At 70.0% G+C, this 21,904-nt stretch carries 21 protein-coding genes and 1 tRNA gene; 6 read left to right on the forward strand and 16 right to left on the reverse strand.

The window, feature by feature from the left end; genetic code table 11:
- Nucleotides 1–79 precede the first annotated feature (79 nt).
- Nucleotides 80–826 carry a class I SAM-dependent methyltransferase gene (locus EFK50_RS02830; RefSeq protein WP_123226036.1) on the forward strand — a complete coding sequence of 249 codons (747 nt, stop codon included), beginning with the start codon at nucleotides 80–82 and terminating at the stop codon, nucleotides 824–826.
- Here EFK50_RS02830 and EFK50_RS02835 read toward each other — a convergent pair.
- A complete protein-coding gene (locus EFK50_RS02835) occupies nucleotides 820–1,866 on the reverse strand; it encodes a hypothetical protein (RefSeq protein WP_123226037.1) in 1,047 nt (348 codons plus the stop codon). The two genes, EFK50_RS02830 and EFK50_RS02835, sit on opposite strands and share 7 nt — an antisense overlap.
- Nucleotides 1,867–1,975: 109 nt before the next feature.
- On the opposite strand from EFK50_RS02835, the gene EFK50_RS02840 reads away from it, so the two are divergent.
- Complete coding sequence (locus tag EFK50_RS02840) at nucleotides 1,976–3,289, forward strand: lipopolysaccharide biosynthesis protein (protein ID WP_148046032.1); 1,314 nt, start codon at nucleotides 1,976–1,978, stop codon at nucleotides 3,287–3,289.
- A gap of 9 nt (nucleotides 3,290–3,298) precedes the next feature.
- Here the strand turns inward: EFK50_RS02840 and EFK50_RS02845 are convergent, their stop codons facing one another.
- Together EFK50_RS02845 and polA are read right to left on the reverse strand one after the other, a co-directional pair.
- Nucleotides 3,299–4,477: an acyltransferase family protein gene (locus EFK50_RS02845; RefSeq protein ID WP_123226039.1), complete on the reverse strand. Its 1,179-nt coding sequence runs from the start codon at nucleotides 4,475–4,477 to the stop codon at nucleotides 3,299–3,301.
- A gap of 50 nt (nucleotides 4,478–4,527) precedes the next feature.
- Nucleotides 4,528–7,215, reverse strand: a complete 2,688-nt coding sequence (polA, locus tag EFK50_RS02850; RefSeq protein WP_123226040.1) for a DNA polymerase I — start codon at nucleotides 7,213–7,215, stop codon at nucleotides 4,528–4,530.
- A gap of 63 nt (nucleotides 7,216–7,278) precedes the next feature.
- Here polA and EFK50_RS02855 point away from each other — a divergent pair, with 63 nt between their 5' ends.
- Entirely contained in the window at nucleotides 7,279–7,707 is a 429-nt protein-coding gene (locus EFK50_RS02855) for a hotdog fold thioesterase (RefSeq protein ID WP_123226041.1), read from the forward strand.
- Here EFK50_RS02855 and EFK50_RS02860 read toward each other — a convergent pair.
- Entirely contained in the window at nucleotides 7,704–8,300 is a 597-nt protein-coding gene (locus EFK50_RS02860) for a GNAT family N-acetyltransferase (protein ID WP_123226042.1), read from the reverse strand. The genes EFK50_RS02855 and EFK50_RS02860 overlap by 4 nt on opposite strands.
- A gap of 88 nt (nucleotides 8,301–8,388) precedes the next feature.
- Here EFK50_RS02860 and EFK50_RS02865 point away from each other — a divergent pair, with 88 nt between their 5' ends.
- Nucleotides 8,389–9,141, forward strand: a complete 753-nt coding sequence (locus EFK50_RS02865) for a DUF554 domain-containing protein (RefSeq protein WP_123226043.1) — start codon at nucleotides 8,389–8,391, stop codon at nucleotides 9,139–9,141.
- 9 nt (nucleotides 9,142–9,150) lie between these two features.
- Here EFK50_RS02865 and EFK50_RS22930 read toward each other — a convergent pair whose 3' ends face one another.
- The 6 genes from EFK50_RS22930 to EFK50_RS02895 form a co-directional block, all read right to left on the reverse strand.
- Nucleotides 9,151–10,443 carry an ATP-binding cassette domain-containing protein gene (locus EFK50_RS22930; RefSeq protein ID WP_123226044.1) on the reverse strand — a complete coding sequence of 431 codons (1,293 nt, stop codon included), beginning with the start codon at nucleotides 10,441–10,443 and terminating at the stop codon, nucleotides 9,151–9,153.
- Nucleotides 10,433–11,218: an ABC transporter ATP-binding protein gene (locus EFK50_RS02875; protein ID WP_123226045.1), complete on the reverse strand. Its 786-nt coding sequence runs from the start codon at nucleotides 11,216–11,218 to the stop codon at nucleotides 10,433–10,435. The genes EFK50_RS22930 and EFK50_RS02875 overlap by 11 nt, the downstream gene beginning before the upstream one ends.
- Nucleotides 11,215–12,429 (reverse strand): branched-chain amino acid ABC transporter permease, encoded by a 1,215-nt coding sequence (locus EFK50_RS02880; RefSeq protein WP_123226046.1) that lies wholly within the window; start codon nucleotides 12,427–12,429, stop codon nucleotides 11,215–11,217. Before EFK50_RS02880 ends, EFK50_RS02875 begins: the two co-directional genes overlap by 4 nt.
- Complete coding sequence (locus tag EFK50_RS02885; protein WP_246004001.1) at nucleotides 12,426–13,457, reverse strand: branched-chain amino acid ABC transporter permease; 1,032 nt, start codon at nucleotides 13,455–13,457, stop codon at nucleotides 12,426–12,428. The genes EFK50_RS02880 and EFK50_RS02885 overlap by 4 nt, the downstream gene beginning before the upstream one ends.
- A gap of 88 nt (nucleotides 13,458–13,545) precedes the next feature.
- Nucleotides 13,546–14,682 carry a branched-chain amino acid ABC transporter substrate-binding protein gene (locus tag EFK50_RS02890; protein ID WP_123226047.1) on the reverse strand — a complete coding sequence of 379 codons (1,137 nt, stop codon included), beginning with the start codon at nucleotides 14,680–14,682 and terminating at the stop codon, nucleotides 13,546–13,548.
- A gap of 186 nt (nucleotides 14,683–14,868) precedes the next feature.
- On the reverse strand, nucleotides 14,869–15,471 hold the full coding sequence (locus EFK50_RS02895) for an ANTAR domain-containing response regulator (RefSeq protein ID WP_123226048.1): 603 nt from the start codon (nucleotides 15,469–15,471) through the stop codon (nucleotides 14,869–14,871).
- A 76-nt stretch (nucleotides 15,472–15,547) separates the two neighbouring features.
- Between EFK50_RS02895 and EFK50_RS02900 the strand changes: the two genes are divergently transcribed.
- Nucleotides 15,548–15,623, forward strand: a tRNA-Leu gene (locus EFK50_RS02900).
- 46 nt (nucleotides 15,624–15,669) lie between these two features.
- On the opposite strand, the gene EFK50_RS02905 is transcribed toward EFK50_RS02900, so the two are convergent.
- The 5 genes from EFK50_RS02905 to EFK50_RS21790 all read right to left on the reverse strand — a co-directional run bounded on the left by EFK50_RS02905 (nucleotide 15,670) and on the right by EFK50_RS21790 (nucleotide 19,710).
- Entirely contained in the window at nucleotides 15,670–16,848 is a 1,179-nt protein-coding gene (locus EFK50_RS02905; protein ID WP_123226049.1) for an ABC transporter permease, read from the reverse strand.
- A complete protein-coding gene (locus EFK50_RS02910) occupies nucleotides 16,845–17,534 on the reverse strand; it encodes an ABC transporter ATP-binding protein (RefSeq protein WP_123226050.1) in 690 nt (229 codons plus the stop codon). The genes EFK50_RS02905 and EFK50_RS02910 overlap by 4 nt, the downstream gene beginning before the upstream one ends.
- Nucleotides 17,531–18,640, reverse strand: coding sequence for a peptidoglycan-binding domain-containing protein (locus EFK50_RS02915; RefSeq protein WP_183407672.1), 1,110 nt, complete (start codon nucleotides 18,638–18,640; stop codon nucleotides 17,531–17,533). The genes EFK50_RS02910 and EFK50_RS02915 overlap by 4 nt, the downstream gene beginning before the upstream one ends.
- On the reverse strand, nucleotides 18,630–19,190 hold the full coding sequence (locus EFK50_RS22045; protein ID WP_183407673.1) for a hypothetical protein: 561 nt from the start codon (nucleotides 19,188–19,190) through the stop codon (nucleotides 18,630–18,632). Before EFK50_RS22045 ends, EFK50_RS02915 begins: the two co-directional genes overlap by 11 nt.
- A gap of 145 nt (nucleotides 19,191–19,335) precedes the next feature.
- A complete protein-coding gene (locus EFK50_RS21790; protein WP_148046033.1) occupies nucleotides 19,336–19,710 on the reverse strand; it encodes a hypothetical protein in 375 nt (124 codons plus the stop codon).
- A gap of 198 nt (nucleotides 19,711–19,908) precedes the next feature.
- On the opposite strand from EFK50_RS21790, the gene EFK50_RS02920 reads away from it, so the two are divergent.
- Complete coding sequence (locus tag EFK50_RS02920; RefSeq protein WP_123226052.1) at nucleotides 19,909–20,487, forward strand: P-loop NTPase family protein; 579 nt, start codon at nucleotides 19,909–19,911, stop codon at nucleotides 20,485–20,487.
- On the opposite strand, the gene pyk is transcribed toward EFK50_RS02920, so the two are convergent.
- On the reverse strand, nucleotides 20,453–21,898 hold the full coding sequence (pyk, locus tag EFK50_RS02925; RefSeq protein ID WP_123226053.1) for a pyruvate kinase: 1,446 nt from the start codon (nucleotides 21,896–21,898) through the stop codon (nucleotides 20,453–20,455). The two genes, EFK50_RS02920 and pyk, sit on opposite strands and share 35 nt — an antisense overlap.
- Between the last annotated feature and the right edge of the window lie 6 nt (nucleotides 21,899–21,904).

Consider the following 21,904-nt stretch of genomic DNA (forward strand, 5'->3'; position numbering starts at 1 on the left):
ATCCCCACCTTCTCGTGCCAACATTCAAGTAACCTGATCCGCGATCATACCGCCCGAATTATCCCGAGAGGTCGTTTTTATGCCCACCGCCGACGAGCCGATCCCGCACCCGGAACCGGCTCCGGACTCCGACTTCGCCGCCGCCTGGGCGATTGCTGACACCATTCCGGGTTGGCTCAAGCCCGGTCAAGCACGACTCCTCTTCGACCACGCTCGCGCGCTCGGCCCCGGCGCCCGCGTCCTGGAGATCGGCAGCCACCAGGGCCGCTCGACCGTGATCCTCGCCAAGGCCCTCGAACCGCTCGGCGGCACCGTGATCTGCGTGGACCCGTTCGTGGAGGGGAAACTCTTCGGCGGCACCCCGACCCGGACCAAGTTCGAGCAGCACGTCGCCGCTGCGGGTGTCGGCGACCGGGTCGACCTGCGTGCCGAGTACAGCACCAAGCTCCGGCCGCGGTGGACCGACGGGTTCGACATGCTCTACATCGACGGCAAGCACGACTACTGGACGCTCTCGGACGACCTGAAGTGGTCCGCGCACCTGCCCGAGGACGGCCCGATCCTGATCCACGACTGCTACTCGTCGATCGGCGTGACCCTCGGGATCCTGGCGCACGTGCTGCCCTCCCGGACCCTGCGGTACGCCGCGCGCAGCGACTCGATGGCGCTCTTCTTCAACGCCCGGCCGAGCGGTGCCGACCGGATCCGAATCCTCGGCGAGCTGCCGTGGTGGATCCGCAACGTGCTGATCAAGGTGCTGCTCCGGCTGCGGTTGCGGCCGGTCGCCCGGGTGTTCGGGCACGACTCGCCGTACGACCCCTACTGAGCGAGCTCGGCCACCAGCAGGTCCAGCAGCGCGGCGGTGTCCGAGGCGCTGAACTCCGTGGCCCGGGTGCGCAGGCTGACGGTCGTCGCGGTACCGGTGCTGACCAGGCCGACCGCGAAGGCACGCGGTCCGCTCAGGGCCGGGAACATCGCCGCGTACTCCAGCCCGGCGGCCTCGACGACGCCGAGGTTGCTGATCTGCGCGGTGCCGCCAAGCCGGCTGCGCAGCATCCGGGTGACCCGCGGACCGATCCCGCCGGCCGAGGTCTCCGGGAACTCGGGCTCGGGCAGGACCGCCGCGAACGCCGCCCGGGCCGCGTCGCGCCCCCAGGACGGGTCGAGCCGGAAGCGCAGGTAGGCGGTCTGTCGGTCCGGGGCCAGCATCCCGGTCGCTCGGCGTGAGGCGCCGGCGACGAGCAGCGGATGCTTGCGGCTGTCACCGCTCCAGGCGCGGAAGACCGCGCCGACGGCGAGTGCGAGGTCCGCGGTGCCGGTGCCCGTGCGCGGTAGCGAGCTGATCACCAGGTGCTCCCCCTTGGCCGGGGCGACCTGGTGCGATCCGAACCGCGGCGGCGGCCGGAGCACCGCCTCCGCCAGCCTCCCGATGCTGGAGCGCAGGAACGACCTCGGTGCGGCCCGGTCGCCGATGCCGCGGGCGTGCGCGACGACCTCGACCCCGCAGGCCGCCCGGGCGATCGCGAGCAGCCCGAGCCCGTCGCAGACGCCGTGGTGCGCGGCCACCAGGAGGCGCCGCTCACCATCGAGAAGCACCCGGACCAGCTCGCCGCCGGCCGCGTACGGCGCCGCGGCTGCCCGCTCGCGCCGCTCCGCCCACTCCGTCGCCGGCACCACCTCGACCCGGGGCGCCGGCCCCAGGTGCGGGTGCTCGGCCACGAGCGCTGCCAGCCGATCGGCCGCCTCCGCCGGATCCGGCGTCGCCGCCAAGCCCAGCTCGAGGCAGATCCCCCAGGTGGTGTCCGGGTCGCCGTACAGGCCGACGACCTCGTGCGCCTGGCGCCCCGCCGACCCGGCGTTCCGCACCCGCTGCTCCCCTCGCGCGCTCCCGTCCGGACGACCCCGGACCGTACTGGCGACCCTACTGAGGCGGTTCGACCCGCGCCAACAATCCCGGGTGGCCTAGGCTCGCCCGGTGAGTTCGAGAACAGGCAGTCTGCGGGCGCTGATCCGCGGCAGCGCTGGTATCGCGATCGCCATGGGTGTGATGAACGTGGCGACGTACGTGTTCACGATCTTCGCAGCCCACGTCCTCGGCCCCCGGGAGTACGGCGGGGTGGCCAGCCTGATGGGCCTGCTGCTCGTCGTGAACGTACTCGCGCTCGGGCTGCAGGCGACCGGGGCCCGCCGCGTCGTGGCCGCGCCGGAGAACCGGGAGCAGATCGAGGCCTCCGTCATGGCCGCCACCTACCGGTCGGCACTGGGCCTCGGCCTCCTCTGCCTGGCGCTGACCCCCCTGATCAGCTGGGGCCTCGCCCTGGACAACTGGTCCGCGGCGGCAATGATCGGCGTCAGCGCCGTACCGCTGACGATCATGGGCGGCCAGGCCGGCATCCTCCAGGGCGAGGAGCGCTGGGTCCCGCTGGCCGCGGTCTACCTGGGGATGGGTCTGGGCCGGATGGCCTTCGGACTCCTGCTGATGCCGAGCCTCGACACCGCCTTCGGCGCGATGCTCGCGGTCGCGCTCGGAGCGTGGGTGCCCGCGGCGATCGGGGCGCTGGTGCTCCGGCACCGCAAGGTCGGCCTGCATGCCGGGATCCACGCTCGAGGCGCGACCAGCATCCTGCGCGAGGTGGCGAGCAACTCCTACGCCCTGCTGGCCTTCTTCGCCCTCACCAACATCGACGTGATCGTCGCCCGGGCGCGGTTCGACGAGCACGAGGCGGGCCTGTACGCCGGCGGCCTGATCCTGACCAAGGCGGTGCTGTTCCTGCCGCAGTTCGTGGTCGTCATCGCGTTCCCCTCGATGGCGTCGTCGTCCTCGTCGAAGCACCGGATGTACCTGCGCGGGCTCGCCGCGGTCGGGCTGATCGGCGCGGTGGCCACCGCCGGCGCCGTGGTGCTGAGCTCGCTGGCGGTCTCGTTCGTCGGCGGCAGCGCCTACCAGGAGGTCGAGCCCGACATCTGGGCGTTCGCGACCCTCGGCACGCTGCTGGCCCTGATCCAGCTGATGGTCTACGAGGTGGTCGCGCGCCAGCACCGGGCCTCGGTGCTGATCGTGTGGGCCGGGCTCGTCGCCGTCGGCGCCGCGGCGATGCTCGTCAACGAGGGCCACGAGCTGGTGCGCGCGGTCGCCCTCGTCGACCTGGCCGTGCTGGTCACCCTGGTCCTGGTGGCCCGGTTCCATCCGGCGCTCCGGAACGGCGACCCGGAACCCCTCGCCGGGAGCGGTGCCGGCAACGGCCCCGACAGCGACACCGACAGCGACACCGGGTCGGCCGAGCGGTAACGACCCGGGTCAGGACCGGCGGACGCCGCGCTTGGACCAGGCGATCGCCGGCGACTCCACCCAGGCATAGGTGGCGGCCCCGAGCGGGATCGAGATCGCCAGGATGCAACTGAGCCAGAGCAGGAAGCCGCCGACGCCGGTGCGGTGCGTGAAGTCGTTCTCCAGCAGCACGATCACCGGCAGGTGCCACAGGTAGATGCCGTAGGACCAGCGGCCGATCGCGGTCAGCGGCCGGCACGACATCAGCCGTCGCTGGGGCGAGTCGGCGCGGCTCAGCACCGCCGCGAGCAGCAGGATCACCGCGAGCAGTGTCGAGCAGAAGAACCGGACCTGGCGCTCGCTGAACGATGCCGGCACGTAGGCGGTCGGACCGCCCAGCGAGGAGTTGCAGATCACGATCACGGTCACCACGACGGCCAGCAGCACCCACGACCGGCGGAACCACCCGCGGATCCGGGTCAGGTCGACCAGGCCTGCCGTCTCGCCCTCCAGGAAGTGCGCGACCGCGGCACCGGCGGCGAAGCAGACCAGGAAGCCGGGCAGCCAGAACGAGTAGGTGAACTCCTTGCCGAGGTCCTCGACCTCGGTCCAGACCCGCCAGAGCACGGTGACCGGGACCGAGAGCGCCAGCAGCCAGATCGTCGAGTAGAACGCCCGGCGCCCGGTCAGCCGGTGCGCGACCAGCGCGGCCACCAGGCCGAGCACCGGGAGCGCGACGTACCAGCTGAGCTCGGTGCCGAGGCTCCAGGTCTGCTCGAACCCGGGCCGCAGCCCGTCGCTGGCGAAGGTGCCGGTCAGCGTGAAGGCGCGCAGCCACCCGTCCCAGCCGTTCGGCTGCGAGGCCGGCAGCATCACCGCGATGGTCAGCATCACCACCAGGTACGCCGGGAAGATCCGGAGCAGCCGCCGGCGGGCGAAGGTCCGGGTCTCGGGGCGGCGGCCGCGGCCGAGCGCCCACCGGGACCAGGGCCGGTAGAGCAGGAACCCGGAGAGCACGAACAGGCTGACCGGGCCGTAGCCGTGGATGCCGAACCAGTCGAAGTCCGTCCGCCCGGACGCGTGCACGGCCACCACTGCCAGCGCTGCGAAGCCGCGGAGACCTGTCAGGGAGTCGACCTGGATCGCCTGGGACGGGGCGGTCGTCGGGGTCGTCGGGTCGTCGATCGTCTCCCCGGCCCTCGCTCCCACCTGCCTATTACAGCATGCCGATTAGTCCGAAGTGTCCCTCTTGGCAGGGTTCAGTGCGCAGCCTCGTGCCAGCTGCCGCCGGTGCCGACCGAGACGTCCAGCGGCACCGTCAGGTCCGCCGCGGCGGCCATCTGCTCCCGAACCAGCGCTTCCAAAGCGGCGCGCTCCCCCGCCGCGACCTCGAAGACCAGCTCGTCGTGGACCTGGAGCAGCATCCGTGAGGACATCTGGTTCTCCCGCAACGCCCGGTCGACGTTGAGCATCGCGACCTTGATGATGTCGGCGGCCGACCCCTGGATCGGCGCGTTCAGCGCCATCCGCTCGGCCGTGTCCCGGCGCTGGCGGTTGTCGCTGGTCAGGTCGGGCAGGTAGCGGCGCCGGCCCATGATCGTCTCGGTGAAGCCGGTACGGCGTGCCTCGTCGACCACACCGGCGAGGTAGTCGCGGATGCCGCCGAAGGTCTCGAAGTACTCGTCCATCAGGCCCTTGGCCTCGCCGGTGTCGATCTTCAGCTGCTGCGAGAGCCCGAACGCCGAGAGGCCGTAGGCGAGGCCGTAGTTCATCGCCTTGATCTTCGCGCGCATCTCGGTGTTGACCTCGGTCGGCTCGACGCCGAAGACCCGGGCCGCGGTCACCTGGTGGAAGTCGCGACCGGAGTTGAACGCCTCGATCAGGCCGGCGTCCTCGCTCAGGTGCGCCATGATCCGCATCTCGATCTGGCTGTAGTCCGCGGTCAGCAGGGTCTCGTAACCGCTGCCCACCACGAACGCCTGCCGGATCCGGCGCCCCTCCTCGGTGCGCACCGGGATGTTCTGCAGGTTGGGCTCGGTGCTGGAGAGCCGGCCCGTCGCCGCGATCAGCTGGTTGAAGGTGGTGTGGATCCGGCCGTCCTCGGCCACCGTCTTCAGCAGCCCCTCGACGGTCTGGCGCAGCCGGGAGACGTCCCGGTGCCGGAGCAGGTGCGCCAGGAACGGGTGCTCGGTCTTCTCGAACAGGTCCGCCAGCGCGTCTGCGTCGGTCGTGTAGCCGGTCTTGGTCCGCTTGGTCTTCGGCATGTCCAGCTCGTCGAAGAGCACCACCTGCAGCTGCTTGGGCGAACCGAGGTTGATCTCCTTGCCGATCACCTCGTAGGCGTCCGCGGCGGCCTCCCGGACCGAGTCCCCGAACTCGGACTCGAAGCCGGCCAGCAGCTCGGAGTCGACCGCGATGCCGACCCGCTCCATCCCGACCAGGACGTCGACCAGGGGCAGCTCGATCTGGTCGAGGAGCTCGGTGCCGCCCCGGTCGGCGAGCTCGGCCTGCAAGGTGGTGGAGAGGTCGAGCACCGCGCGGGCGTGCAGCATCGCGGTCTCGGCGATCGCGTCGCTCTCCTCGAACAGCATCCCCTGGTCGTCGCCGCTGTCCTGCTTGAGCTCGCGCTTGAGGTGGCGCAGGGTGAGGTCGGCCAGGGCGTAGGTGCGCTGGTCGGGCGCCACCAGGTAGGCCATCATCGCGGTGTCCGTGGCCAGACCGGCGAGCGTCCAGCCGTGGGCGCCGATCGCGAGCAGCGGGCCGTTGGCGTCGTGGATGATCTTCGGACGGCCGGCGTCGGCGAGCCAGTCGGCCAGCGCGGCGTCGTCGTCCTGGGTCAGGCCGGCGATGTCGACGTACGCCGCCCGCCCGTCGCCCTGGGCGAACCCGAGACCGTCGACGCGACCCGTCCCCGAGCCCCAGGAGCCCTTGACGTGCAGGCCCACCGGGTCGGTGCCGAGGCCGGAGAGGAACGCCGCCAGCCCACCGGCGGCGACGGACTCCCCGGCCAGCTCGAAGCCGCCCTCGGTCTCCGGCTCCTCCTCCGGCGCCAGCGTGTCCATGATCCGGGTGCGCAGCTCGCCGCGGAACTCGAGCTCGTCGAGCAGGGCCAGTGCCGCCTGCCGGTCCCACTCGACCCGGCCGAGGTCGCCCGGCGCGACCTCCAGCGAGAGGTCGGTGACCAGCCGGTTGAGCCGGCGGTTGCGGATCACGTCGTCCAGGTGCGCCCGGAGGTTCTCCCCCGCCTTGCCGCCGACCTCGTCGGCCCGGTTGATCACGTTGTCCAGACCGTCGTAGGTGGCGATCCACTTGGCCGCCGTCTTCGGCCCGACCCCGGGGATGCCGGGCAGGTTGTCGGAATCCTCCCCGACCAGGGCTGCGAGCTCGGGGTAGCGGTGCGGCGGGACGGCGTACTTCGCCTCGACGGACTCGGGCGTCATCCGGGCCAGCTCGGAGACGCCGCGCATCGGGTACAGCACGGTCGAGCTCTCGGTGACCAGCTGGAGCGAGTCGCGGTCACCGGTGAGGATCAGCACCTCGTAGCCGGCCGCCAGCCCCTGGGTGGTCAGCGTGGCGATGATGTCGTCGGCCTCGTAGCCCTCGTAGACCAGGTGCTGGATCCGGAAGGTGTCGAGCAGCTGCTGCAGCAGCGAGAGCTGGCTGCTGAACTCGTCCGGGGTCTTGTTCCGCTTGGCCTTGTACTCCGGGTACTCGGCAAGCCGGAAGGTCTTCCGGGACTTGTCGAAGGCGACCGCGATGTGGGTCGGCTGCTCGTCGCGGAGCACGTTGACCAGCATCGAGGTGAAGCCGTAGACGGCGTTGGTGTGCTGCCCCGTGACGGTCGAGAAATTCTCCACCGGGAGTGCGAAGAACGCCCGGTAGGCCAGTGAGTGGCCGTCGAGCAGGAGCAGGCGGGGACGGTCGGGGGACGAGGCGGTGTCAGGCACGGTCCGACCCTAGTCGGTGCCCCGGACATCGGCAGCCCTGGTCGGGCCAGGCAGGATGGGCGCATGAGCACGCAGGAAGACATCGACGCCTACATCGCCGCGATGCCCCAGGGCATGGGCGCGCTGAACGACAAGATGGGGATCGAGGTGACCGAGCTGTCCGCCGAGCGGATCGTCGCGACGATGCCGGTCGCGGGGAACACGCAGCCCTTCGGCCTGCTGCACGGCGGCGCGTCCGTGGTGCTGGCCGAGACGCTCGGGTCGATGGGGTCGGGCCTGCACGCGATGCCGATGGGCAAGGTCCCGGTCGGCGTCGACATCAACGCGACGCACCACCGCTCGGCGACCACCGGCGTCGTGACCGGTACGGCGACCGCGATCCACCTCGGCCGGACCAGCGCCGCCTACGAGATCGTGATCACCGACGAGCGCGGCAAGCGGGTCTGCACCTCGCGGATCACCTGCGCGCTGATCGAGGCGCCGAAGGGCTAGTCGGCCTGGTCCTCGGACTCGTCCGCGCGGGCCCGGCGCTGCATCGTGCGCCGTTGCGCGAGCAGGGCGCCCAGGTTGCGGCGGGAGTCCTGGGGCCGCAGCGACTCCGGGGTGAGCTTGCGCCGCAGCGTCGCCGTACTGGCGACCCGGACCGAGGCCACCGTCGCCAGCCCGAGCCGGGCCAGGAACCGGTTGGTGTCGCGGGAGGTGCTCGCCGTGATCGCGGTGATGTGGGTGATGTCCTTCTCCTCGGCCCAGGTCACCGCGACGTCGAGCAGCGCCCGGGCGAACCCGTGCTTGCGGTGCTCGGGCGTGACGAGCAGGTACGACGTGTGCACGGCGACGTCGGTGTGCAACGGGCTCATCGCCGTACGGCGGAGGTGGATCGCGGCCACCAGCTTGCCCTCGTAGAGCCCGACCACCACGCGCTCGTCGGGGTCGGCGGCGACCTGCGCGAGCGCGCTGACGGCCTCGTCCACGGGTCGCGGCTGGGGCTGCTCGGCGTTCCTGCCGCCGGCCTCCACCCAGAGGTGCAGCAGTTCGGGGGCATCATCGGGTCGCGCGTCTCTGATCTCGAGAGAGTGCCGCGACATCGATGCCTCCTCGTCTCCGGGTTCGCCGGACGACCACCGGCGGGTGTCAGACTACGCTTCGCGGGACCATCGGAATAGGGGGTCGGAGATGTTCATCGGGACAGGAACCGTCGTCAACGCGACCACCGTTCTCGTGGGCAGCGGCCTCGGCGTCCTGATCGGCCACCGGCTCCCGTTGCGGACCCGGAGCGTCGTCACCGACGCGCTCGGTCTGGTCACCCTGCTGATCGCTGCCTCGTCGGCCTTCGCCGTCTCCGACGACGCGTTCTCGGACGCGGTCGGCGGCTCGGCACCGATGCTGATCGTGCTCGGCGCGCTGCTGATCGGCGCGATCATCGGGTCGCTCGCCCGGATCGAGGACCGGCTCGAAGGCCTCGGCGACGTCCTGCAGCGCCGGCTGAGCCGTGGCGGGACGGAGGACCACGCCGGCCGGGACCGGTTCATCCAGGGCTTCATGACCGCTTCCCTGGTCTTCTGCGTCGGCCCGCTGACCATCCTCGGCTCGATCACCGAAGGAATCGGCGAGGGCTCGGACCAGCTGCTGCTGAAGTCCGCGCTCGACGGGTTCGCGTCGATCGCGTTCGCCGCCGCGTTCGGCTGGGGCGTCGCGGCCAGCGTGCTGACCCTGGTCCTCATCCAGGGGTCGCTGACCGCCCTCGGCGCCGCGCTCGGCGACTTCCTCCCGGAGGCGCACCTGGCCGCCCTGACGGCGACCGGCGGCCTGCTGCTGGTCGGGGTGGCGCTGCGGCTGCTGGAGATCAAGCAGCTGAAGGTCGGTGACCTGCTGCCGGCCCTGCTGATCGCACCGTTGCTGACCGAGCTGGTGATCCAGCTCCGCTGACGGCCCGGGTCAGACGTCGCCGCCCAGGTACGCCGCCTTGACGCTGTCGTCCACGGCGAGCTCGGCTCCGGTCCCCGACCTGACGATCTCGCCGGTCTCCAGGACGTGCGCGGTGTGGGCGCGCTTGAGCGCCTGCGCGGCGTTCTGCTCGACGAGCAGCACGGTGGTGCCCTGGTTGTTGATCTCGGTGATGATCGAGAAGATCTGCTGGATCAGCTTCGGCGCCAACCCCATCGACGGCTCGTCGAGCAGCACCAGACGAGGCTTGGCCATCAGCGCCCTGCCGATCGCCAGCATCTGCTGCTCACCGCCCGACATGCTGCCGGCGGCCTGCCTCTCGCGCTCCTTCAACCGCGGGAAGAGGTCGAAGACCCGGTCCAGGTCCGACCTGTAAGCGGCCGTCTTGCGATCGCGACGGACGAATGCGCCCATGTCGAGATTCTCCAGGACCGTCATCCCCGGGAAGCACCCGCGACCCTCCGGCGACTGGCTCAGGCCCAGCAGCACCCGCTCGTACGGCGGCAGGTAGGTGATGTCCTTGCCGTCCAGCAGGATCTGACCGGCACGCACCTTGCGCAGACCCGAGATCGTCTTCAGCGTCGTGGTCTTGCCGGCACCGTTGGCACCGATCAAGGTGGCGATGGTGCCCTCCTCGACCCCGAAGCTGATGTCGCGGATCGCCTCGATGTGCCCGTAGTTCACGCAGAGGCCGCGGACCTCCAGCAGCGTCCCGGCGGTCGAGGCGCTGCTGACATCGGCAACGGCCGCGATCCGGGACTCGGCCGCGGCCTGCGCGGCGGCCACCGTCTCGCGCACCTCACCGGGAGCGCCGGCGACAGCCACGGTCGACACGATCTTGTCGGCGAAGGTCTGCCGCTTGTCGTCCCAGAGCGGCCACAGGAATCCGAGGAGCAGCGGGACCGCGTCGAGCACGTGGGCGAAGTAGCGCGCGACCGCACGACCGGCGCCGATGGGCTCCTGCGTGCTCAGGTCCAGCACGCTGTAGCCGGCGAGCTCGCGGCCGATGCTGCTCCCGGTGCGACCGAACCGGAACACCTCGTTCCAGACGAGCAGACCGATGCTCGCGACGGCACCGATGATCGCGCTCACGATGCCGACGACGACCGCTGCTCCGGACCTCTCCGCGAGCTGCGATCCGAACAGGAAGACCAGATAGGTGGGCACGAGGACCAGGGTGTCCGCCACCCGGGCTCCCAGGCGGGGCAGCCAGCCGATGTACGGCAGCACGTCCGTCACCGGCACGCTGGTCGGCGTACCGGCAGCACTTGATTCAGGACGCATCTTCTTCGTCCACTCCCAGGTAGGCCGCGATCACCGCGGGGTTGTCACGAATTTCCGACGGCACGCCCTCGGCGATCTTCCGGCCGAACTCGAGGACCACGATCCGGTCGGTCACGCCCATCACCAGGCGCATGTCGTGCTCGATCAGCAGGACCGTGTAGCCCTCGTCGCGGACCCGGCGGATCAGCTCCATCAGCCGCAGCTTCTCGGCCGGGTTGAAGCCTGCCGCCGGCTCGTCGAGGCAGAGCAGCTTGGGACCGGTCGCCATCGCGCGGGCGATCTCGAGGCGGCGCTGATCGCCGTACGAGAGGTTCGAGGCGAGCTCGTCGTGCCGCGCCCTGATCCCGACGATCTCGAGGATCTCCTTGGCCCGAGCCGTCGAGGCGGCCTCGGTGCGCCGGTGCCGCGGCAGCCGGAAGAGGGCGTCGAAGAATCCGACCTTGCTGTGCGCGTCGGCGCCGACCATCACGTTCTCGAGCACCGTCATCGACTTGAACAGCCGGATGTTCTGGAACGTGCGGGCGATGCCGAGCTTGGTGATCTTGTGCCGCTTCAGCCTGGTCAGCACCTTGCCGTCGAACCGGACCTGGCCGGACGTCGCCTGGTAGACCCCGGTCATCACGTTGAAGCAGGTGGTCTTGCCGGCACCGTTCGGCCCGATCAGACCGAGGATCTCGCCCTCGCGGATGTCGAAGGTCACCGAGTCGAGCGCGGTGAGACCACCGAACCTGATCGTGACGTTGTCGACCTCGAGCAGCGCCTTCGGCCCCGTCATGCCAGTCCCCCTTCGAGCTCGCCCTCTTCGAGCGCGTCTATCTCGGCCTCGGCCGCCTTGGCCCGTCTGGTGCGTCTCGGCGGCAGCAGGCCCTCGGGGCGCCAGACCGCCAGCACGGTCAGCGCGAGCCCGAAGATGAGCAGGCGATAGTCGGCGAAGTCGCGGAAGCGTTCGGGCAGGTAGGCGACGAGCGCACCACCGGCGATCGCTCCCCACCTGTTGCCGGAGCCGCCGACGATCACCGCGGCGACGAAGAGCATGGAGAGCAGCAGCGGGAAGCTGTCCGGACTGATGTAGCCGCTCTGCCCGCTGGCGTAGAACGAGCCGGAGAGCCCGCCGATGGCGGCACCGAGCGCGAAGGCCATCAGCTTGTACTTGAAGGTCGGCACGCCCATCAGCTCGGCGGCGTCCTCGTCCTCGCGGGTGGCTTCCCAGGCACGGCCGACGCGGCTCGCCTTCACCAGCCGGTCGCCGATCAGGACCAGGATCAACGCGGTCAGGATCAGCCAGTAGTAGGGAATCGCATCCGCCGCGCCGAAGGCCAGCACGGCCGTCTTGTGCTGGGTGTCGAGCGACGGGATCAGTCCGTCCCACTCCAGTCGCGGCACCTCGAAGAGACCGCCCTTGTCGAACGGCGGCTGGGGTGCGGCGCCGATCGTGTTCGGGTGCGCGATGTCCTTGATCCCCGCCGAGGCACCGAGCCACTCGATGTTCTTGACGCAGATCCGGATGATCTCACCGAAACCCAGGGTGACGATGGCAAGGTAGTCGCCGCGCACGCGCAGCGTCGGCGCGCCGAGCAGCACCCCGGTGACCATCGTGACGGCGATCGCCACCGGCAGCGCCAGGAAGAACGGCCAGCTCCAGTGGTACGACGTGAGCACGCCGGTGGTGTACGCGCCGACGCAGTAGAAGCCGACGTAGCCGAGGTCGAGGAGGCCGGCGTACCCGATCACCACGTTCAGGCCGACCGCGACCAGGGCGAACGCGGCAACGCTGAACATCACGCCGCCGAAGTCGATCTGGTCGGTGGTGAAGAACGGCGGCCGGATCAGCGGGAGCGCGTAGACGAAGACCAGTGCCGCCGCCAGCCCGAGCGCTTTGATGATCGTGGGCTGGCTGTTGTAGCGCTCGACGATCACGTCCCAGCGCTTGCCGAGCGTGACCAGGGAGGTGCCGCCGGCGGAGGTGGGCGTTGTCGTCGTACTCATGCGCGCGCCTTTCCGAGGGACTCGCCCAGGAGACCGGACGGTCGGACCAGCAGGATCAGCACGAGCAGCACGAACGCGGTCACGTCCTTCCACTCCGAGCCGAAGACGGCCGAGCCCCAGGCCTCCATCATGCCCAGGATCAGACCGCCGAGCAGGGCCCCGCGCAGGTTGCCGATGCCGCCCATGACGGCTGCGGTGAACGCCTTCACGCCGAGGATGAATCCCGCGTTCTGCCGGGTGGAGCCGATCTTCATCATGTAGAGGGTGGCCGCGACACCGGCCATCAGCCCGCCGATCAGGAAGGTGACCTGAACGACCCGGGTCGAGTTCACGCCCATCAGGGCGGCCGCCTCGGGGTCCTGGGCGGTCGCGCGGATGCCGCGCCCGAACTTGGTCCGCCGGACGAACTGGTCCAGCGCGACCATCATGGCGAGCGCGGCGAACACGACCACCAGGTCGATGTCCTTCACGGTGTAGCCACCGATGTCGAACAGGTCCTTCGGCTGGATCGTGACCGGGTTGGAGTAGACGTCACGAGCCTTCTCGGGCGAGACGTAGTTCGCGAGGTTGTCGTCGAGACCGACCCAGCCCGCGAACCGGTCGCGCAGGCCCATCGCCTCCGCCAGCGCGAACGACGCGCCGATCGCCGAGATCAGCGCGATCAGCTTGGGTGCGTTCTTGTTGATCAGCGGCCGGTAGGCGAAGCGCTCGAGGAGCAGCGCCACCGCTGCCGAGACGAGCATCGCCGCCAGCAGCGCGACCAGGAGTATGGGAAGCGCCTCGCCGAGACTCTGGGACACCGAGTCGGTGCCGTGCAGGAACACGAAGGTCCATGCCACCGCGAAGGTGCCGTACATGAAGACTTCGGAGTGCGCGAAGTTGATCAGCTGGAGGACGCCGTAGACCATCGTGTAGCCCAGCGCGATCAGCGCGTAGATCGCACCGAAGACCAATCCGCCGATCGTGTAGTCCAGAAACGAGCTCAGGCTGCCGAACAGGTTGCCGAACTCCACCGCAAGGACGTTCAAGAAGGTTCCTCTCCCCCAGGCTGATCGGCTGCGGCCGGAGGTCGCCCTCCGGCCGCAGCCTTCATTCAGTGCTCAGTCGATCGGTTCGTTACTCGATCGGCTCGGGGTTCTCGACATCCATCACGCCGTCCTTGACGAAGTAGGCGTAGATCTTGGACTCCTTGATGTCGCCCTTGTCGTCGAAGGCGATCGGTCCGCTGATGCCGTCGGCGTTGGTGTAGCTGCCGATGAACTTGTTGATGTCCTCGCTGGACTCGGCGCCGTCCTCGAGCGCCGCCAGGAAGATGTTCGTGGCGTCGTACGACTGGGTCGCGTACAGACCCGTCGCCTCGAAGCCCGCGGGGGCGGGACCGGCCGGAGCCGACAGGACCGCACCGTTGGCGGCGTCAGCACCGGCGACCTTGACGAAGTTCGGGTCCTGAGAACCGTCACCCGACATGAACGTGCCCTTGAAGCCACCCTGACGCAGCTGCTTGGCGAGCAGGCCGGCCTCGGTGTAGTAACCGCCGTAGAACACGGCGTCGGCACCGGAGTTCTTGATGCTGGTCACCACGGCGGACATGTTGGTGTCACCGACGGAGATCTGGTCGGAGTCGACCATCGCGCTGCCGAGCGCGGTCTTGACCGTGCCCGCCAGGCCCTTGCTGTAGTCCTGGCCGTCGTCGACGACGAAGACCTTGGTGGCACCAGCCGTCTCGGTCAGGTACTTGGCGTCCGCCTTGCCCTGGGCGTCGTCGTTGCCGATGACCCGGTGCCAGGTGGTCCAACCCTGCTGGGTGATGGTCACGTTGGTGGCCGACGGGGAGATCGACGGCAGGCCGGCCTCGAAGAACGTCTTGCCGGTGGCCAGCGACTCACCCGAGAAGCCGGGGCCGATCAGGCCGAAGATCGAGTCGTCGTTGATGATCTGGGTCGCGAGGGCCGGAGCCTTGTCGGGGCTGCCCTGCGAGTCGAACTCCTTCAGGGTCACCTTGCAGTCCGCGTTCTTGGCGTTGTACTCCTTCAGCGCCAGGTCGATGCCGTTGACCATGTTCTGGCCGAGGGCACCGGCGTCGCCGGTCAGAGCGCCGAGGAAGGCGAGGCTCTTGCCGCAGAGAGCGCTCCCGCTCGCGCTGCCGTTGTCCTTGTCCTTGTCGCCGTCGTCCGAGCCACAGGCGCTCAGCGTCAGGGCGGCAACGCCGGCAAGCGCGACTACGCCGCGCAGGGTCTTCTTGGAACGGATCATCTTTCCTCCGCATTCGGGGTGGATGCGGATCGAGCGCCCAGAGGAGCCCGATCAGCGGTTTTGGGGGACGCTAGCACCGGAGAATCCGTTGCGGGGCGTGCGCGAAGGACTGATTCGGACCGTTGCCAAGTTGTGACGAAAGCCTCGTTCACCGCGACGCGGCCACCGGGCGAGCGGACTAGTCCCTCAGGACGGCTCGATGCCGTGCTCGACGACGCCGTCGGCGACCTCGCGCATCGACAGGCGCAGATCCATCGCGGTCTTTTGGATCCACCGGAACGCGTCCGGCTCGCTCAGGCCGAGCTTCTCCTGGAGAACGCCCTTCGCCTTGTCGACGACCTTGCGGGTCTCCAGGCGCTCGGAGAGGTCGGCGACCTCGGCCTCGAGCAGCTGCAGCTCGGCGAACCGGCTCACCGCCATCTCGATCGCCGGCACCAGGTCGGACTTGCCGAACGGCTTGACCAAGTAGGCCATCGCACCCGCGTCCCGGGCCCGCTCGACCAGGTCTCGCTGGCTGAACGCGGTCAGCATCACGACCGGCGCGATCCGCTGGGAGGCGATCCGCTCGGCCGCGGCGATCCCGTCGAGCCGCGGCATCTTCACGTCAAGGATCACCAGGTCCGGACGGAGCTCCTCGGTCCGGGCGATCGCCTGCTCACCGTCCTCGACGGCCGCCACCACGTCGTACCCCTCCTCGGCCAGCATCTCGGCGAGGTCGAGGCGGATCAGGGACTCGTCCTCGGCGATGACGACCCGGCGTTTCGGGGCAGCGGCGGGAGTCTCGGTCACGGGCCACAGGTTACTAGTCGGCGTACCGGGGTGACGTCGAGAGGTCGGTGATCCGGTACCGTTTGCGGCTGCTGCCGCCCCGATAGCCCAACGGCAGAGGCAATGTGCTCAAACCACATCCAGTGTGGGTTCGAATCCCACTCGGGGCACCACTGTCGGTCCACGACACGACCGCTCTTGTCGGCGAGAAGGTCCGACCTACAACGACGCCAGCGCCGACACCGGCGACTCCCGGCTCGCCCGGACTGCCGGGTACAACCCGGCAAGACTGCCCACCACCGCCGTCAGCCCGATCCCGAGCGCACCGACCCAGACCGGGAGCGCCGGCGGCACCCCCTGTGCCCGCGACCAGTACGCGGTGACCAGGGATCCCAGCACGACTCCCCCGACCCCGCCGGCGACTGACATCAGCAGCGACTCGGCCAGGAACTGGATCGCGATGTGCGGACGGGTCGCGCCCAGGGCGCGGCGGAGGCCGATCTCCGAACGGCGCTCGATGCTGGCGATGATCATCGTGTTCGAGACCCCGATCCCGCCGACCAGCAGCCCGACCGCCGCCAGCCCGAGCAGCAGCTGGTCCAGGGCGTCGTCCGCGGCGAGCTTGGCCTCGAGGGCCGACGACGGCCGGGAGACCGAGACCAGCTCCGGGCTCTCCGGCGCGGCGGTCGCCGGGACCACGTCACTGACCGCTGCGACCCGGTCCTCGTCGGTGCGCACGTAGACGCTGGTCGCGGTGCCGTCGGACCCGAAGTACTGCTGCGCCGAGCCTGCCGGGAGCATCACCGCCGGGTCGAGCTCCGGGGCCAGGTCCAGCGGCGCCAGCACGCCGACCACCACCGCCCACTGGTCACCGACCCATACCCGGGTGCCCGGCGTCTCGATCCCCAGCCTGCGGGCGGCTGCCGCACCGAGGACCACCGTCGGGTACCTGCTGCCCGCGGGCGTGAACCAGTGCCCGCGGCTCACCTCACCGCGAACGGTCGCCAGGAGGGTCGTGTCCACGGCCGCCACCACCACGCTGCTGGTCTGTCCCTCGGGCACGTACGGCGACCGGTAGGCGCCGAGGTCGTCGAGCTGACCAACCGCGCTGGCGGCGGTGACGGGTGCGATCCGGCGGAGCATGGCGGCGGCCGTCGGCGGCAGCCGGGTCTGCTCCCCGTTCAGGTCCTCGGCCGGCAGCACCGTGAGCAGGTTGGTGCCGAGCCGGTCGAGCTTCTGGTCGAGATCCGCCTGCGAGGACTGGGCGATGCCGGTGACCGCGACCATCGCCGCCACCCCGATCGCGATGCCCAGTGCGGACAGCAGGAACCGCACCGGGTGCCCGCGCAAACCCCGGGCCGCGAGCCGGGCGACGTCACCGGTTCTGAGCCGGCTCAACCCGTCACCCGGTCCGGTACGTCGACGATGCGGCCGTCGCGGACCTCGATCACCCGGTCCATCCCGGCCGCCACCTCGCGGTCGTGCGTGACCACCACCACCGCGGTCCCTCCGGCCGCGAGCCCGCGGAGGATCTCGATCACGGTGTCGCCGTTCGCAGTGTCTAGGTTGCCGGTGGGCTCGTCCGCGAGGATCACCGCCGGGTCGCCGACCAGGGCGCGGGCGATCGCGACGCGCTGCCGCTCGCCCCCGGACAACGCGTCCGGGCGGTGCCGGAGCCGGTGCCCCAGGCCGAGCCGGGTCAGCTTGTCGACGGCGAGCAGCCGCCGTTCGCGGTGCCGGACTCCCGAGTACAGCAGGCCCTCGGCGACGTTGTCGCAGACGCTCATCAGCGGCGAGAGGTGGAACTGCTGGAAGACGAAGCCGATCGTCTCGCCGCGCAGGCGGGACAGTGCGCCGTCCGACAGCCGCCCGAGCTCGGTGCCGGCGACCCGGACCTCTCCCCCGGTGGGCCGGTCGAGCGCGCCCATCAGCTGCAGCAGGGTGGACTTGCCGGAGCCGGACGGTCCGACCACGGCCAGGAAGTCCCCCGGCCGCACCGCCAGGCTCACCCGGTCGAGGGCGCGCACGCCCCCGGGGTAGACCCGGCTGACGTCGGTGCACTCGATGACCGCGGCGTCGGTCATCTCGGGACGCGTACCCGGGTGCCCGGGCCGACTGCCCCGGAGATCTCGACCAGGCCCTCGGCGTACAGGCCCGGCTGCACGGCGACGTACTCCCCGTCCTCGCGCTGGACCGCGTAGCCGCCTTCGGCGACCGCCACCAGCGCCGTGACCGGAACGGCCAGCACGCCACGACGCTGCGCCGACACGTAGGTGACGGTGACCTGCCCCACGCCGCGCGGCGGGCGGTCCAGGCTGATCCGGACCTGCTTGCCCGGGCCGGCTCCCGACTCCGTGTCGACGGTCGCCGCGGACGCGACGACCCGCCCGGGAACCGAACGCTGGCTGGGCAGCAGTACCCGGACGCGCGCGCCCTTCGTGGCCCAGTCGGCACTCTCCGCCTCGACGGTGACCAGCTTGGTCGTTCCGCTCCGGGTGACCGAGGTGTCGCTGATCGGCCGGCCCAGCGCGTCGGCATCCGGGTGCAGCCGGACCGGCTCCGGCAGGAACACCACATCGCCGAGCGCCACGGTCCCGGTCTCCGGGATGCCGAGATCCCGCTGCCAGCGCCGTACGGCGGCTGCGGTGCCCGGGGTGAACTCCTCGTCCACGTCGAACCCGGTGTAGCCGAGCGCCGAGAGCCCTGCTTCCAGCTGCTCGACGTCGGGCCCGGTCGACGGTGGGGTCGGTGGCACCGGCTCGGCGTCCGGAGAGTCCGCCGGAGAACCACCGGGCTTCCGTGGTCCTCCGCCCGAGCCTGCCGACATCGCGCGGTAGGCAGGGGTCTCGCCGTACAGCAGCACCACCGGCCGGTTGTCGACCTTGACCAGCGGGTCACCCAGCTCCGCCTTCATCCCGACCGGGGGCAGCCAGGTCACCGTCCCCGACACCAGGAACGGGATCGTCCGGGTCGAACCGAAGCCCAGCTCGCCCTGCAAGGAGGTGCCGACGGTCAGGTCCGTGCGCGCGACCGCGATGAGCTCGACGTCGGGTTCACGACCGGTCTCGTCCCGGGTGTCCCCGGCACCGAGCAGGAACCAGCCGGCGATCGCCGCTCCGAGGAGTGCCAGCACGCAGACCCCGACGACGTACCGCGACCGGGAGCCGGATCGTTCGTCGCTACCGCGCATCGTCGGGCCAGGCCGGGTCTCCAGGGCCTCGCATGAGGTGCAGACAGGCATCATGAGCCCGCTCCAGGCCTGGAGGGGTCGGAGCCGTCGGGCGGAAGCCCTGCCACGGGGGTTCCGCCGGCAGGCCATTCGCGTGCGGGTCCGGATACTCCGGCACGCCGTTCTCCTGCATACAGTGGGCGAAGTCGACCTCGCGCTTCTTCTCCGCAGGAGTCATCTTCGCGGCACTGGCCTCCCTCGCCAGATCCACTAGCTCTTGAGGGACCTTGACACCATCGATGATCGGCTCGCAGATCGGCATGATCTTGGCCATGAGGTCACCCTCCATCGCCATGAAATCCTTCATCACGAAGCCGCCGAACTCATCGGGGTCCTGCATGGCGGGAAAGCCGTTCTTCCGGACACACGCGACAAAGCTCTTCTGCTTCGCCAGGTACGCCTCGACCGCGTCCGCGCCCTTCTTCGGCACGGTCGACGGTGGCCTATCAGGTTCAACCGAGGCGACGTCGGAACGCTCAGCACCCGAGCACGCTCCCAGGGCGAAGAGCATGACCAGGGCACTGTTCCGTGCGACGTCGCGCAGTCCTCGTCCAAACATGTGCAACCCACTTCCTCAACAGCATGGTTGGCACAGAGCCTGGGTTCGGCCCGGCCGACAAGGCAGAGCCGAGCCCAGGTCTGTTACTGAGGGCGACCTAGCAGAGCCTGACTCGGGCGTTCTGCACAGCGGTGGTCAGACTGCTGCCGAGAACCCAACCTTCTGAGCCGTAGTTGGTGTTCGCGATGTGGGCCCATACCACTCTGTTGTCATTGGTGCCGATGCAGTGAAACCGGATATCGGTCCAGCGGTGACCATTCGAGACCTTCGCGCAGGACGTGTACGGACCGTTCCGAATCGGTGTGTAGTCGGCCTTGAACGCGTTGGTGTGGAGGTCGTTGTAGCCCGCCCACCACCTGACCGTGTTGTTGCAATCGGCTGCCGTAGCCGGCGACGCGACCAGTGTCGTCGTACCCAGGACCAGACCGGCCGCGGCGATCGCCGAGCCCAGTCGTCGTGATGTGAGTTTCATGTGTCTCCCTACTCCTTCGTTGCCCCGGACGGTCCGAGGCGGTCAGAGTGGGTGACCAGGCGCTGCTCGCGCCCGGACGCCCGAGCGTCCAGCTGCGCACGAAGGTAGTAGGCAGTGGGCGATGGCGCCTCATCCCAAAAGGATGAGATTGTGCGCCGGGATCTCATCCTTTTGGGGTGAGGCGCCTAGGCTGAACTGGTGCTTTGGGGACCCGACGACCACCTTCCGAGCAGGCCGCAGCGGGTCCTGGTGAACGGCAGTTCCGGCGGCGGCAAGACCACGTTGGCCGCGGCGCTCGCCGTCGACCTCGACCTGCCGCACACCGAGATCGACGCGCTGTTCCACGGGCCGGACTGGACGCCGCGGCCGGAGTTCCTGGACGACGTACGGGCGCTCGCCGCCCAGGACACCTGGATCACCGAGTGGCAGTACGCCGACGCCCAGCCCATCCTGCTGGCGCGCTGCGACCTGATGGTCTGGCTCAACACTCCGCGGCCGGTCGCGATGTGGCGGGTGACCCGGCGGACCTTGCGCCGGCGGTTCCGTCGCGAGGTGCTGTGGAACGGCAACCGCGAAGGTCCGCTGCGCAAGATCTTCACCGACCCCGAGCACATCATCCGGTGGGCGTGGTCCAGCCATCCGCGCGCCGCCGAACGGGTCGATCAGGTGCTCAGCGACCGTCCCGAGCTCCCGGTGGTCCGCCTGCGGAACCCGGCCGAGGTGGAGCGCTGGCGGAGCGGACTCACTTGCTCCGGTACGCCGGAGCCACCTCGTTGATCGCGTCGCCCATCCGGTGGATGCGCAGCGCGTTCGTCGAGCCGGGGATGCCCGGAGGGCTGCCGGCGATGATCACCACCAGGTCGCCTTCCTGGACCCGCGCCAGCGAGAGCAGCTGCTCGTCGACCTGACGCACCATCTGGTCGGTGTGCTCGACGGCGACCGTCTTGAAGGTCTCGACGCCCCAGGTCATCGACAGCTGCGAACGCACCGATGCCTCCGGGGTGAAGGCCAGCACCGGGATGGTGCCGCGGTAGCGTGCCAGCCGCCGGGCCGAGTCACCCGACTGGGTGAACGCGACCAGGTACTTCGCGCCGACCCGCTCGGCCACCTCGGCCGCCGCCTTGGCGATCACGCCGCCGCGGGTCTTCGGCTGCCAGTCGATGGCCGCCATCCGCTCGAGCTCGTGGTCCTCGGTCGAGGAGATGATCCGGGCCATCGTGCGGACCGTCTCGATGGGGTACTCCCCGACGCTGGTCTCGCCGGAGAGCATCACCGCGTCGGCACCGTCGAGCACCGCGTTCGCCACGTCGGAGGCCTCCGCCCGCGTCGGGGCCGGGTTGGAGATCATCGACTCCAGCATCTGGGTCGCCACGATCACCGGCTTGGCGTTGCGGCGCGCCTTGGCGACCACCCGCTTCTGCAGGAACGGCACGTCCTCCAGCGGGCACTCGACGCCGAGGTCGCCGCGGGCCACCATGAACCCGTCGAAGGCCTTGATCACCTCGTCGAGGTTGTCGATCGCCTGCGGCTTCTCGATCTTCGCGATCACCGGGAGCATCACTCCCTCCTCGCGCATGATCTGGCGGACGTCCTCGACGTCCTTGGCCGAGCGCACGAACGAGAGCGCGATGAAGTCCACCGTCAGGTGCAGCGCCCAGCGCAGGTCCTCGACGTCCTTCTCGGAGAGCGCCGGGACGCTGACCGGGACGCCCGGCAGGTTGATGCCCTTGTGGTCGCTGACCCGGCCGCCGACGACGACCGTGGTGTGCACCTCGGTGCCCTCGACCGCGGTGACCCGGAGCCGCACCTTGCCGTCGTCGATCAGGATCTGGTCGCCCTCGTTGACGTCGCCGGGCAGGCCCTCGTACGTCGTACCGGCGATCTCGTTGTCCCCGGAGATCTCCCGGGTGGTGATCGTGAAGGACTGGCCGGTCTGCAACCGGACACCGCCGTCGCGGAACCAGCCGAGCCGGATCTTCGGGCCCTGGAGGTCGGCGAAGATGCCGACGCCGTGGCCGCTCTCGTCCGAGGCCTCCCGCACCATCCGGTAGACGGCCTCGTGCTCGGCGTGGGTGCCGTGGCTCAGGTTCAGTCGGGCGACGTCCATGCCTGCGTCCACCAGCGCCCGGATGCTCTCCTTCGTGGAGACCGCAGGGCCGAGGGTGCAGACGATCTTTGCTCTACGCACGTCGCG

It is taken from the genome of Nocardioides marmoriginsengisoli (genome assembly GCF_003725695.1).
GTDB classification, from domain to species: Bacteria; Actinomycetota; Actinomycetes; order Propionibacteriales; family Nocardioidaceae; genus Marmoricola; species Marmoricola marmoriginsengisoli.